General features: G+C 33.9%; 10 protein-coding genes. 5 read left to right on the forward strand and 5 right to left on the reverse strand.

Translation table 11 applies throughout. The annotated features are described in order from the left end of the window. Window positions 1–108 precede the first annotated feature (108 nt). The 5 genes from CEY12_RS04375 to CEY12_RS04395 form a co-directional block, all read right to left on the reverse strand. Window positions 109–1,173 (reverse strand): hypothetical protein, encoded by a 1,065-nt coding sequence (locus tag CEY12_RS04375; protein ID WP_089026526.1) that lies wholly within the window; start codon window positions 1,171–1,173, stop codon window positions 109–111. After that, window positions 1,166–2,860: an AAA family ATPase gene (locus tag CEY12_RS04380; RefSeq protein WP_089026527.1), complete on the reverse strand. Its 1,695-nt coding sequence runs from the start codon at window positions 2,858–2,860 to the stop codon at window positions 1,166–1,168. Before CEY12_RS04380 ends, CEY12_RS04375 begins: the two co-directional genes overlap by 8 nt. 57 nt (window positions 2,861–2,917) lie before the next feature. Further along, a complete protein-coding gene (locus CEY12_RS04385) occupies window positions 2,918–3,718 on the reverse strand; it encodes a hypothetical protein (protein ID WP_157676754.1) in 801 nt (266 codons plus the stop codon). 116 nt (window positions 3,719–3,834) lie between these two features. Beyond that, a complete protein-coding gene (locus CEY12_RS04390; RefSeq protein ID WP_089026529.1) occupies window positions 3,835–4,392 on the reverse strand; it encodes a DUF6932 family protein in 558 nt (185 codons plus the stop codon). A gap of 260 nt (window positions 4,393–4,652) precedes the next feature. After that, window positions 4,653–4,901, reverse strand: coding sequence for a helix-turn-helix domain-containing protein (locus tag CEY12_RS04395; protein ID WP_089026530.1), 249 nt, complete (start codon window positions 4,899–4,901; stop codon window positions 4,653–4,655). Window positions 4,902–5,388: 487 nt separating this feature from the next. Between CEY12_RS04395 and CEY12_RS04400 the strand changes: the two genes are divergently transcribed. From CEY12_RS04400 to CEY12_RS04420, 5 genes are all read left to right on the forward strand, one after another. After that, window positions 5,389–5,919, forward strand: a complete 531-nt coding sequence (locus CEY12_RS04400; RefSeq protein WP_089026531.1) for a hypothetical protein — start codon at window positions 5,389–5,391, stop codon at window positions 5,917–5,919. Between the two features lie 498 nt (window positions 5,920–6,417). Further along, window positions 6,418–8,919, forward strand: a complete 2,502-nt coding sequence (locus CEY12_RS04405; RefSeq protein ID WP_089026532.1) for a PIG-L family deacetylase — start codon at window positions 6,418–6,420, stop codon at window positions 8,917–8,919. A 100-nt stretch (window positions 8,920–9,019) separates the two neighbouring features. Continuing rightward, window positions 9,020–10,711, forward strand: coding sequence for a sodium:solute symporter (locus tag CEY12_RS04410; protein WP_089026533.1), 1,692 nt, complete (start codon window positions 9,020–9,022; stop codon window positions 10,709–10,711). Between the two features lie 23 nt (window positions 10,712–10,734). Continuing rightward, window positions 10,735–11,253 (forward strand): DUF2911 domain-containing protein, encoded by a 519-nt coding sequence (locus CEY12_RS04415; RefSeq protein ID WP_089026534.1) that lies wholly within the window; start codon window positions 10,735–10,737, stop codon window positions 11,251–11,253. Between the two features lie 401 nt (window positions 11,254–11,654). Beyond that, window positions 11,655–13,148: a BspA family leucine-rich repeat surface protein gene (locus CEY12_RS04420; RefSeq protein ID WP_089026535.1), complete on the forward strand. Its 1,494-nt coding sequence runs from the start codon at window positions 11,655–11,657 to the stop codon at window positions 13,146–13,148. Window positions 13,149–13,371 lie beyond the last annotated feature (223 nt).

Consider the following 13,371-nt stretch of genomic DNA (forward strand, 5'->3'; position numbering starts at 1 on the left):
ATTTCTCTGCTAAACAAAGCATCCTGACTTTGAGCTGGTAAATAAGATCATTTCCTTTAAAATTGTTTCGAAGTCGGGAAGACTATGGAGACGGGTTAATTATTGTATTTAATCAATATTTAAAAATGAATGTATGTCAACTTGCTTTAGAATATCTCTATTCATTTTTGCTCGTTCAAATCTTAAAATATTATGCTTTAATGGAGGTACGTCTTTTAATATGGAGTCTTTAAATATACTTTCATTTACTGTTCCAATATTATGTTTATATTTTGTGAAAAAATCTATTAAATTATTTGCCTTTTCAAAGTTATTTGCATACCTCTCAGGCAACTTAATATCCCTAATCGTATTATCCCCTATTCTTTTATTTTGACTAATTATCTTTAGTTCATCAACTGTATCTCCTAGCAATGCCACTAAGGAAATTTTAAATGTATAATGATCATCAAATGAGTCAACATATGGATGTATGTGGGTATTAATATTAAATTCTAAATCCCTTTTATCGGAAGAATTACAATCATGACAACTCGGGATAAGATTAAAAAAAGATATTCCAAAATATGGATAATATACTTTGGAAAAGAAATGATCAATATCAAGGTAAGCTTTATTCAAGGTATCTTGAGTTGAATTTGATCTTATTTTGGTTATTTTTAATAGGTTTTCGTTGCAATATGGGCAGGTTGAATTAAAAAAATCTAATTCTAAGAATATTTCTTTACAAAAATTGTCAGATCTGAACTTTTTATAATTAAATACTTTATCTAATAATAAATTTCCAAATTTAGTTAAAGTTGGCTTTCCACCAATGATATTATATATATCATTATTATTTAATATTTGTGATATTTCGGATTTTAATGAATTGAGTTCATTGGGCATTCCTATTATCAATTGCTTAAGTTTTTTATTCTTTTCTTTTATTAAATACTTGAAAAATTTTCTATGACGTTTTGCTTCTGTCTTGCTACCATTAGCGAAATCCTGAATGTATTCATGTTGATTGGTCAAAGAGTAATACTTATTACATTTTTTTATTAATGAAATTTCTCTATAATCTCTTCTATTTTTTAGTTTTGGATTTTGATTTTCCCAATGCTTTTTTGCAAGATTTAAGACAAATCGATCTGGATTTGGCTTAGATATATGTTCCTGGATTTTAATCATTCTTTTCTAAAATGTTTTTTAATCTTAGACTAATTATTTCATCACCAATAATATTTACAAGTTTTAAAATTTCTTCTTTTGAATAATTTGTATTATTGGATTCAAGTTTCAAGATCAAATCTTTAATTTGTTTATAAGCAAATTCACTGGTTTTCTTTTCTTTTAAGAAAAAAGGTTCTGAATATAAATCGTATAGATTACCACCAAAAGTTTTTATATTTAAGTCTGTACCATTTAAAGAACCACTTGTATTGTGTAGTATTGTAATGTTCTGATTAGGTAAATCTGATAAAATAAATGGAGAGTGGGATGTAAGTAATAGCTGTATCTTGCCAGAATATATATTAGGCAAAACATTTATCAGTCTATCAAAGAATTCTATTTGCCATTTTGGATGTAAATACAAATCCCCTTCATCTATACATAAAAAAAGATTTGGTTGCTTGGTAAATTTTAATTCATCGAAAAGAGTCGCAAATAAATTTAAATATGCTTTATGACCAGAACTTATACCAATCCAATTAATATTAAAAAAATTTTCCTTATCAAATAATTTCGTAAAATCATTAATAATTTTTGAACTTTTAGATGAGCTATATTCAAAAACGAAATCTTCATAACTATTTGTTCTTAAACCTTCTAAATAGTATTCTATCGGAACTTCAACAATTAATAGTTTTAGTTTAAAAAGAAATTCAATTTTTAAATGATGACTTTTAACTTCATCTGGAGTAAATAGATTATTTTGAATTTCTGGTTGAAATAATTCACCTATGAAATAAAGAATGTTTTCTGAAATTTCTTCAGTTCTAAGATCAAATTGATCATTTAAGAATGTTCCTAATTTATCTGAAAACTTATCGTAATCAGGATAATAATTATTATTTCTTATATACCTATACCTGTTACCTCTAAGATAATCCTCAATATATTCAAAGAAAAAACCAAATCTTACAGAATACAAAAATTTTTTATCAGTCTTAGAATCAGTCAAACGCTTTCCTATAAAACTTTTAAATTCTTTGTAAATATTATAGTTTTGCCTATAGAGACTCTGTTCCATTGAGCTATTCATTCTGGCGGAAAATATCCTAGTAGATATAACCACTTTATTAGGATACTCAATATTTAAATTTTTAAATGTTGAAGAGTTAATTAATTTAAGTTGTTTTAAAAAATCAGAAGTTTCTCTTTTTCTAGAAATTGTGTTTCTATATTTATTGTTAACTGAAACATCTGAAATCTCTTTACCAAAGTTATTTCTTCTATCATCAAAGACATTTGAAAAAAAAACAACTTTTAATGGATTTAAAGGTGTTTCAAAATGGTCTATACTGATATCAAAGTTTGCTTTAGGAGCTATATCGTCACTGAAATTATATCTACATTCTAAGTAACCATTTTCTTCATAGATTACCAAATAATTTGTATTAATTGTAGATTTATAATTTTTTAAAACTTTACAAATTAATTCTAAAGCATTACTCTTTCCCGATCCATTTTTACCTACAAAGGCTGTTACTTCCTTGATATTTTTTCCAAAGAAGTCTTTTGGTAAATCATTTACTACTTCTTTCTTAATAGTCTTCAATTCATGGTTGTAGTCAAATTTATTTTGAGAAGATAAATTAAAACCAGTATTAGAAAAATTTCTAAATTTTTCAATCCATATATAGCAAATTGTCATTGTGAGTCTTGTATGTTGGTTAATAGTTAAATATAAAAAGTGTAATATAAGAAATGATTATTTTTCTTTAATTTCTAACAGTTCGTATTCTATTTTTTCATTTTGGGATGCATATTTAATATTATAAGCTTTTAAATATATTAAACAATTCTTATTTAGGAATAAACGATCATATTCAATTAAAGCTTCCTCTTCTAATTCATTACTAATATATCCGGAAATTGGGTTCCCATTGTGGTCTAATATTTCAAATCTGTTTGAATCTAATAACATTCCTCTAAAAATTCCATCAATTAATAGTTCATATTCATCTTCTACAGCATATGAGACTCTTTTTGCAGCAGCATCAACTTGCTCACTGGTTAATTCTATATGAACTTCACCACAATCCATTTTCAATATGGATCTTTCATTAGATATTTCTTGTAGTAATTTTTTTAAATTACTCAAATTTCTTTTTGGTGTAGTTTCTATTATTGATTGAAAAGCTTCATCACTTTCGGCTGTATCCTTGATTAAATAGATAACATCTTTCATTGCTTCAGAAGAATCAACTAAATCAAATAGATCCTCATCACTACCTTCAATCCTCGTTAGTTCTATGCCGAATGATCCTCTAGGAAGAGCCGTTAGATAAAGCTCATTGTTTGCTTTTTTTCTAGTCCGCCCTCTACTTCCAACCTTACCATATTTTTTAATTGCTAGCTGTGTTTTTACCAGTCCTTGAATAGGCGGTGTTATTTTACTGACAAATGTTGATTTGATCCCTTCAGATCCAGAAACAGCATCACCACTAAATAACATCTGAATAACAGCCTCAAAGGACTCTTGTGGAATAGAGTCAAGTTCTTCTTTCAAAATTTTTAACCTTTGCTTCATATTGATTGACATAAGCGGATGGTCAATCACCATGTTAAGCAGTTTTTCTGTTTCAGCAATTTGAATCTTTAAATATTGTATTTTAGAAAATAGACTCATGATCTTAATGATTGTAAGTAATTTAGTGCTAATAAGTCAATTTCAGGTGTGTTTAATTCTATCCGTAAAATGCCTTTCCACACTTGTCTCCTATTATGTGAAAATAATTGAAACCAATAGCTTGTTTTTTTTATGGTGACATCTGGAGAATAATAATAATCTACAACATAATGATCTATTAAATAATTTTTCTTTGATTTTTCAGGATCAATAAATTCAGTAAAATCACTCATAATAGTTGGTATTATATCATTATTAATTCCACCATAAAAAGTTACTATGTCCAAATCATTAGGGTGCCTGCTTTCTACAGATTCAATATCTTCACAAAAGCTTCCATCTAACCATTGAAAACCATTAATTATGCCATATTTATCTAATTTTTGTCTGAATAATATATAATTAGATAATATCGTTATTCTAACAGAGTTTGTAGCAAAACGTTTACATAGTTCTAATGTATTGCAATCGTAAGGAGATGCGTGTCCCGGAAAAGAAGGGTTTCCTAAATGAGGAGGTAAGACGTAATTATGATCGAATTCAGGTATAGGCATTTATAAAGGTTATTGTTTAGAACAAATATACACTTATTTACAAAATGCAAAATTACGGGTTCCCATAAAGCTATGTTTAAAATCTAAATGAGTTTCTATCTCTAATATTGTAATATACAAATAATAAAAAATGTTAGATTTAAAGATTATTCTTATGAAAAAAACTTTTGGGTGGTATTGTTGTTTTTAGAAGGATAAGATTCGTTTAGTAGCGTGATGTACTCAGTTTCGCACAGAAAATCCTAATTCTTGTCAGGATTTTATCTGTTTATTTTCCTAAAAAATTCCTCTAAAGTAATTTCCTTCTTTCGACAAATTTTCGCCAATGTTTTTATAGACATATTGTATTCTGTCTTTGCCGTTCCTAAGGCAATGTTTTTAATTTTTCTAACAGTGCTTTCTTCAATATCACATTTAGATGCAAAGTCTCTCTGAGATTTTGCTTTTGAAACCCAGTTTGTGTAAATGTATTTACAGATTGCAATAGTTACTTCGTTTTCATCGTCCATTAAAACAAATTACGAGAAAGGTTAAAAAAATAATGCGGTTTTCTGTGCGCAATAATCAAAATATTTTTTTACATTTGTCCAATAAGCTACAATAAAGTAGCTTTGCGATACTTCAAAGAATATTAGAAGCTATTGCTTAGAATCTCAAACTGAAAACTGGTAATTTAAAGCAACGAGACGATAAGCAGGAAGCTCACGACCTAGGCGTGGGCTCTCTTATCTGTTGCCAGGTATACCAGTACCTCAGTTTAGATATTGTAGAGTCCCATGCCGTTTTTATTTCATGCTGTTCTGCTTTTCTGCAATCATCTTTTTCTAAGCTGTTTCATCACATAAAGTATCATGATAGGATACAATGGAGTGTACAATCCATTGCGGCTTCAGGGCTTTCACGGGAACACAGATTTTATTTCTATTCATCATTTACAATACAACTCAGCGTACATCAGTAGGCTGGTGGTTTGATGCATTCTAAAAATACAAACACATGAAAAAAATAAAAACAGATTTTAATAACCCGTTATGGGCAGGCGGGAAATGCTCAGGATTACAGCTGATAGAAACTTTCTTTCAGTTCAATGAACTGGATGTTTCCAAAAAAAGACTCAGCAATATTATGAATTATGCGGTAAAGAGGAATAGTTGGATCAATGAAGATCCGTCAGTCATCTTTCAGTTTCATCAGTCGATGCGGGCATTGATCCGGGCAGGGTATCTCATCATACAGAAAGAAAGGAAATGGACTGTTGATAGCCAGCCGGAAAAGATTTCCCCTTTGGTTCTTGGTCTGCTTTCAGAGAAGGAATACCGGAACCCTATGCTGGTTTTCAAAAGGGCATTCAAAGAATACAGCATCAAAGAATTTGATTATTTTATGTCTGGAATCGTCTATTTTTCAATGGGCGTCTATGAAAATCTACCGGAAAGAAATATAGTGATGCCTTACATCCATACGGTTAAAATGCTGGATGCCGCACACCTTATTCTTCAAAGAAGGAGGGGAGAGGATAGGAGATGACTGACACCAATTCAGGATAAAGGGTGAAACGTAAATAAAAGGTTGTTAGTTGTTGATGCAGGTGATCAATGTACAGGTGTATTTTTTTCTGACGCAAAGTTTTCATTTTTGATACTGCTGATTGTAAGAAAGCAAAGGATAGAATCAACTTCGTTGATTTGTCGAAGCATAGCTATTAAGCTTTTATCAATGGAAAACATTGATAATAAAATGTATAGAAAGTTAAAAAAATACCCGATAATTAAATTCACATACAATGAAAATCTTTGATTTTCAACAAAAACTTAAGTGTCATTATTATACACAAAGTATGGAACTTAAATAGCTTAAGTGTTTAAAAAGCTTTTGCACCTCCTTTGTGGTTTAATAAAAAAGTTTGAACAGCCTTATAGATAATAAGCAGTAATATTTATTTTATATTGTGAAATTCAGAGTCTAATTCTTTTAACGTTGAAAGAAAGAAGATTTATTTATATTTGCGTCGCAAAGCAAATTAAAATGTTCAAAAAAGTAATCCTTGTATCTGTCCTTGGCTTTAATACGGCTTTTTGTTTGGCCCAGCAGGTTCGGCCTTCAAAATCATCTGAAATTTACCGCGAACTCAAAACCCTTAAACATCTGCCTAAAGTTTTATACTTTGCAGCTCATCCCGATGATGAAAATACGGGATTGCTCTCCTGGTTAATCAACGACCAGAATGTAGAAACGGGCTATTTGTCTTTAACGAGAGGGGATGGTGGTCAGAATTTATTAGGTACAGAACAGGGTGCTGCATTGGGTTTAATCAGAACGCATGAGCTTTTAGAGGCAAGAAAATTAGATGGCGCCCAACAGTTTTTTACCCGGGCGATTGATTTCGGGTTCTCTAAAAATACAACTGATACTTTTAAACAATGGGACGAAAACAGCCTTATAGCTGATGCCGTTTGGGTAATCCGTAAATTCCGTCCTGATGTTATCATTTGTCGTTTTCCTCCTACAGCTGCGGCAGGCCACGGACAACATGCAGCTTCGGCTGTGGTAGCGGAAAAAGCTTTTAAGCTGGCGGGTGATAAAACAGCTTTCCCAGAGCAACTAAAATATGTTAATGTATGGCAACCCAAACGTGTATTGTGGAATACTTTCCGCTTTGGTGGGGTCAATACAACGGCTGAAGACCAACTGAAAGTTACAGTTGGCCAATATGACGCACAACTGGGAATGGGCTACGGCGAACTGGCGGGATTAAGCAGAAGCTTACATAAAAGCCAGGGTGCAGGAACACAGTCTGTCGCCGGGATCAGAACTGAATATTTTTCTCATGTGATCGGTGAACCTGCCAAAACAACACTTTTTGATGGAGTAGTGAACACCTGGACCGCAAAAGGAAACACTGATATTGACCAATCATTAGATAAAATTATTTCAGCCTTTAATTTCAATAATCCGGACCTTAGCTTACCTGCTTTGCTTGCTTTGCGAAAAAAGATAATGGCGTTACCTGATGGAGACCTAAAAAAGGATAAAGTTAAATCTATTGACAATATCATTTTAAGCTGCGCCGGATTTATGGGCGAGGTAGTGACCAATCAGGCTGAAGCTGTTGCCGGAGATCATTATAATTTCAGGTTAAATCTGATTTCAAGAGCTGAAAATCCTGTCGTTTTAGACCATGTAAATTGGTTAAATAAGTCAGAAAGCATCAACAGAAAACTTTCAAAAGATTCTTTAATTACCATTGAGCACGAAATTCAGATTCCTGCTGATGCAGCACTTACAGAACCTTACTGGTTGGCAAAACCAGCTACGAACCCAGGCATTTTCTCCGTTCCCAACGATACTTTAATCGGTTTACCTGAAGCAGAATCACCACTGAATGTTTTATTAGATTTAAAAATCGGTTCGGAAAAATTTCAGGTTAAACTTCCTTTATCGTTCAAAAAATTAGACCCGGTGCGTGGTGATGTAGTGGAAGCCTTGCGTATTGTTCCTGCATTGGAACTGAAGTTTACGCAACCCCTTTATCTGGTCAAAGAAAATGAAGATTTACATTTGAGCTTAAATTTTAAGGTTAATTCTAACAAACCATACAACAACGGTATTCTAAACCTGATGTATAACGGAGAACGATTAGGTGGTACTAATGTAAGTTCGCTCAATGGAAAAGATACAACCATCGATTATGTTATTCCAAAAACCAAGCTTGCTTCAATACATTCGCCTCGTTTGCAATTGGATGCCAATTTTGTTGCAGATGGAGTCACTTATAATAAAAAACAGATATTAATTCAATATCCGCATTTACCTTCTTTACAATATTTTGCGCCTGCAACAGTAACCGTAATGAAAGGGGATATCCAGGTGAAAGCTAAAAAAGTGGGTTATATAGAAGGTGCAGGCGATTTCATTCCTGAGTTCCTACGTATCGCAGGTGTACAGGTAGATGTCCTGAAAGACGAAGATTTTTATGGCAACCTGGATGAATCCAGAAACGGCACCCCAAACAAGCTATCACAATATGATGCCATCGTACTTGGTGTCCGTACCAATAACACAGAGAAAAAGCTGGGTCGTTGGATGCCTTTCTTATGGTCTTATGCAAAAGCAGGCGGGAATGTAGTGATGCAGTACAACACCAACCAGGATACCACCGTTGACAAATTGGGAATCTACAATTTCAGCATTGCCAATAAGCGGGTTACCGAGGAAAATGCCGCAGTTACGTTTTTAAACCCCAATCATAAATTACTGAACTTTCCGAACAAAATTACAGCAGATGATTTTAAAGGCTGGGTGCAGGAGCGTGGCGCTTATTTCCCTGCGCAATGGGATGCAGCGTATGAACCGCTTTTTGAAATGCACGATACCGGTGAAGAACCTTTGCAGGGATCAACTTTATATGCTAAATACGGCAAGGGTAATTTTATTTATACACCGTTGGCATTTTTCAGACAGCTTCCTGCGGGGAATGTTGGAGCGGCACGTTTATTTTTAAACTTTTTATCTGCACAGAAAAACTGATGAACAAGCAACTTAAAAATTGGAATACCTGGTACATACTATTAGCAGCTGCATTAGTATGTCAGATCGCATTTTATTATTTGTTTACTAAATTCTGGGCATGAGTACTATAGATTGGACAGTTCTTATTTTTACACTTGTTGTAGTGGTTGTTTACGGCGTATTTATCGGTCGTGGCCAAAAAAGCAACGAATCCTACCTGAAAGCAGATAATAAAATGCCCTGGTACATCGTGCTTATCGGTATTATGGCTACGCAGGCGAGTGCCATTACATTTCTTTCAGCGCCGGGCCAGGCTTATACGGACGGGATGCGTTTCGTTCAGTATTACTTTGGTTTGCCTTTGGCGATGATTGTTATCTGTATCACTTTCATCCCGATTTTTCAGCGCTTAAATGTGTACACCGCTTATGAATATTTAGAAAACCGTTTTGATAAAAAAACTAGGGTACTCACTTCACTGCTATTTCTTTTTTCCCGAGGCTTATCAACGGGAATCAGCATTTATGCTCCGAGTATCATCTTGTCGAGCGTTTTAAACTGGAATATTTATTTAACGAATGTTTTAACGGGTGGTATTCTGTTGATTTACACCTATGTTGGTGGAGCAAAAGCGATCGCTCACACCCAAAAATTACAGTTTCTTATTATTCTGGGAACAATGGCATTTGCAGGTTTCCTGCTTATTCAGAATATGCCGAATGGAATTGGTTTTACAGATGCGCTATATCTGGCGGGGAAATCCGGAAAGCTCAATGTAATCACTACAGAATTCGATTGGAAAGATAAATACAATATCTGGAGCGGGCTGATTGGCGGTTTCTTCCTGGCACTTTCTTACTTCGGTACGGACCAAAGTCAGGTGGGGAGGTATATTACTGCGAAAGACAATACCAATGCAAAAATGGGCTTGCTGTTGAACGGATTGGTTAAAATTCCGATGCAATTTGCTATTCTCCTGATCGGTGCTTTACTTTTCGCTTTCTTTTCTTTAAAACCGGCTCCGATTTATTTTAACGAACGATCTTATCAATATCTAAAGGAAGCACAACCTGAACAGGCTGCGGTGTTTGAAAAAGAGCATCAGGATCTGCAATTAAAATTCAATGCAGAATCAAAAGAAATTCTAAAGTTGAAAGAACATAATTCTCCCCAATTAAAAAAGACAATTCAGGATTTTAAAAACACACAGACCCAGGTAAAAGCACTTCATGGAAGGGTAGAAGAGGCGATCAATCATTCAAACTATAATGCGGAGAAAACGGATACCAATTACATTTTCCTTTATTTCGTGAAAAATACCCTGCCTGTAGGAATGATCGGTTTACTGTTTGCCGTCATCTTTCTGGCCAGCTGGGGTTCAATTTCTGCAGCGCTGAATTCTCTTGCTGCGTGTTCATTAAAAGATGTTCATTTGATATTTAGCAAAGAAGTTCCTGACCAGGAAACCGAATTGAAGTATAGCCGTCTGCACACGTTAGCGTGGGGCATATTTTCGATCGGCGTAGCCATGTTTGCCACTCAAATGGGTTCTCTTATTGAAGCAGTTAATGTATTAGGATCTCTTTTCTACGGTCCGATATTGGGGATTTTTCTTGTGGCATTTTACTATAAAAAAATCAATGGTGCGAATGTATTTATTTCTGCAATTTTAGCAGAAATTGCGGTTATTGCCGTTTATCAGTTCGACATTATTTCTTTTCTTTGGCTTAATGTAATCGGGGCTGCGGCGGTAATTATATTTTCGACAATCGGTTTATTGTTTTATAAGCCAAAAGCAGTAAATTCGTAAACGAACAACAAACATAAAATATTATGAAAACAATGATTAAATCTGCTACCGTACTTTTTGCTGCACTGACGATTTCAGTGAACGCATTTGCACAGGACACTAAAAAGCCTGCAAGCCCTCCGGCTACAGCAACAGGAAAAATTAAAGATGCAACCATTACAATAGCCTATAGCAGCCCATCTGTTAAAGGACGTGCCATCTGGGGTGGTTTAGAAGCTTATGATAAAGTTTGGCGTGCAGGAGCTAATGAAGCAACTACTTTTGAAACGGATAAAAACATTACCGTTCAGGGAAAACCACTGCCAGCAGGAAAATACAGCTTTTTTTTAATTCCTAAAGCAAGCGGAACGTGGACTGCGATTTTTAACAAAGAGCCAAAACAATGGGGCGCTTATAAATACGAAGAATCTAAAGATGCTTTACGCGTTGATGTTAAGACAAAAGCTTTACCAGCAACACAGGAAACTTTAGTTTATAAAATAAACAGCAATGGATTTACAATGGATTGGGATAAAATCTCAGTTCCTGTAGAGATAAAATAAATTTAAATTTGAAAAATTAAAATCCCGTTCGTTAGTGCGGGATTTTTTTTGTTTAAAAACTATAGGGTAGCGTTCATATTTCATTTCTGTTCATTTTTGAGGTTTATATTTCTCAAAAATTTTCTGTGAAAATAATCATCTAAAAGTGTTGTTAAGTTTACATACAAAGTAGGAGAATTCGATCAATTTTCTTTTCACTCTTTCCATTCAGTTGGGTATTCTTTCACCCTGATTTAATAGTATAATTTTCATCAAAAAAATAAAAAAAATAAGCTATTAAATTATAATACGACATGGTTTGACGCTGTGCGTCAGTACTTTTGTATTAGAGATAAGATAAAGAATCCCGGGAAATTAATTGTCTTACTAAAATGTTAACCTTAAAATAATTCTTTTAAATTATGTGTAAAAAACAACTAATAATCATTTTTCTTTTTTCATTTTTCATTTCCTACGCGCAGAATGAATTTGTTACGTTGTGGAAACCAAATGCAAATGGTATTATTGACCATTCAATAACGTTCGGCGGCACCGGAACCGATTACACCATTTATTGGGAAGAAGTAGGATACCCTCAGCATAACGGACTCATGAACTCTGTAACCTCTGACAGCAACAATCCCATAACCATAACATTTGGGCCATCATTACATACGGATCCCCTGGAGGCAACCTACCAATTGAAAGTATCCAGGGGTAACGGTTTATTTTATGGGTTCAGGGCAAATACCGGCATTATGCCTCCCAGTGGAAATCAGGAACTCATAGAAGTCAGCCAGTGGGGGAATACTACATGGCTTCAGCAATTCGACAGCGCATTTGCAAACTGTCCCAATCTTGATGTAACCGCTGCAGATACTCCGGATCTGACACAGATAAACAGTTTATCGCAAATGTTCCTCAACTGTTCATCTCTGATAGGGCATACTTCATTTTCTTACTGGAATCCATACAATATTACAGATATGAGCAGTATGTTCAGCGGAGCATCTCTGTTTAATCAAAATATTGGAAACTGGGATACATCAAAAGTCACAAATTTTAGCGGCATGTTTTCTTCTGCCTCTTCTTTCAATCAAGATATTTCTGCCTGGAACACGATATCCGGAACTGATTTCTCTTCTATGTTTTCGAATGCAACAACTTTCAACCAGCCATTAAATTCATGGAATACAGAAAATGGCACCAATTTCCGCTATACATTCTATAATGCAGCAGCATTTAATCAGCCTCTTAATAACTGGAATACTGGTAAAGCAAAAGATTTTGAGCATATGTTTGAAAATGCAGTATCATTCAATCAGCCTATCGGAAACTGGGATGTAAGTCAGATTGACTATTTTGCAGGATTCAATATGTTTGCGGGTGCTTTACATTTTAACCAGGATATTTCTGCATGGAATATCAAGCTTCAAAACTTCACATGGAATTCAATCTATTTCGGATTTAAAAATGCTGGCTTATCATGTACGAATTACAGTAATTTTCTGATTGCTCTGAATAACAATCCGACGTGGACGAGCTCAACAATAACATCTGGAACTATAGATGCAACAGGGCTTGTTTATTCTTCACCGCAAGCCATGCTGGCCAGAGCCCAACTGATCAACAAAGGGTTTAATATTATTGGAGATTCCTATATTTCCGGCTGCTTTCTGTCGGCAACAGAAGTTTCTGCAAAAACAAAAATTTCGGCTTATCCTAATCCAACAACAGGAGTGATCAATGTGGAATCCACAGCGGATGAAAATGTTCATTTATATGACATCAATGGTAAACTCCTTAAAAATGTGATGTTTAGAAAAGGGAAAAACACAATCGATCTTACTGGATATCCATCAGGAAGTTATTTCTTAACAGGTAATACTATTTTAACTAAAATAATCAAGGAATAGTAGGCCAGCTGAAAAGCTATCTATTTAAATCAGCTCCAAAGTCATTGTACTTTGGAGCTTTTTTTAAGCGTTATTGAAAATGAGCAAAACAAGCATTATATAAAATTTAACATAATATAAATTATAGGACTTTTTATAATCCAATTATAATAGGGTAATTAGCCCTCAATTCTGACCAAAGCTAATAAAATCTCCTACAGCCGATTCTCAGCGATTATAAATT

Origin of the sequence: Chryseobacterium sp. T16E-39 (assembly GCF_002216065.1) — a bacterium.
GTDB lineage: Bacteria > Bacteroidota > Bacteroidia > Flavobacteriales > Weeksellaceae > Chryseobacterium.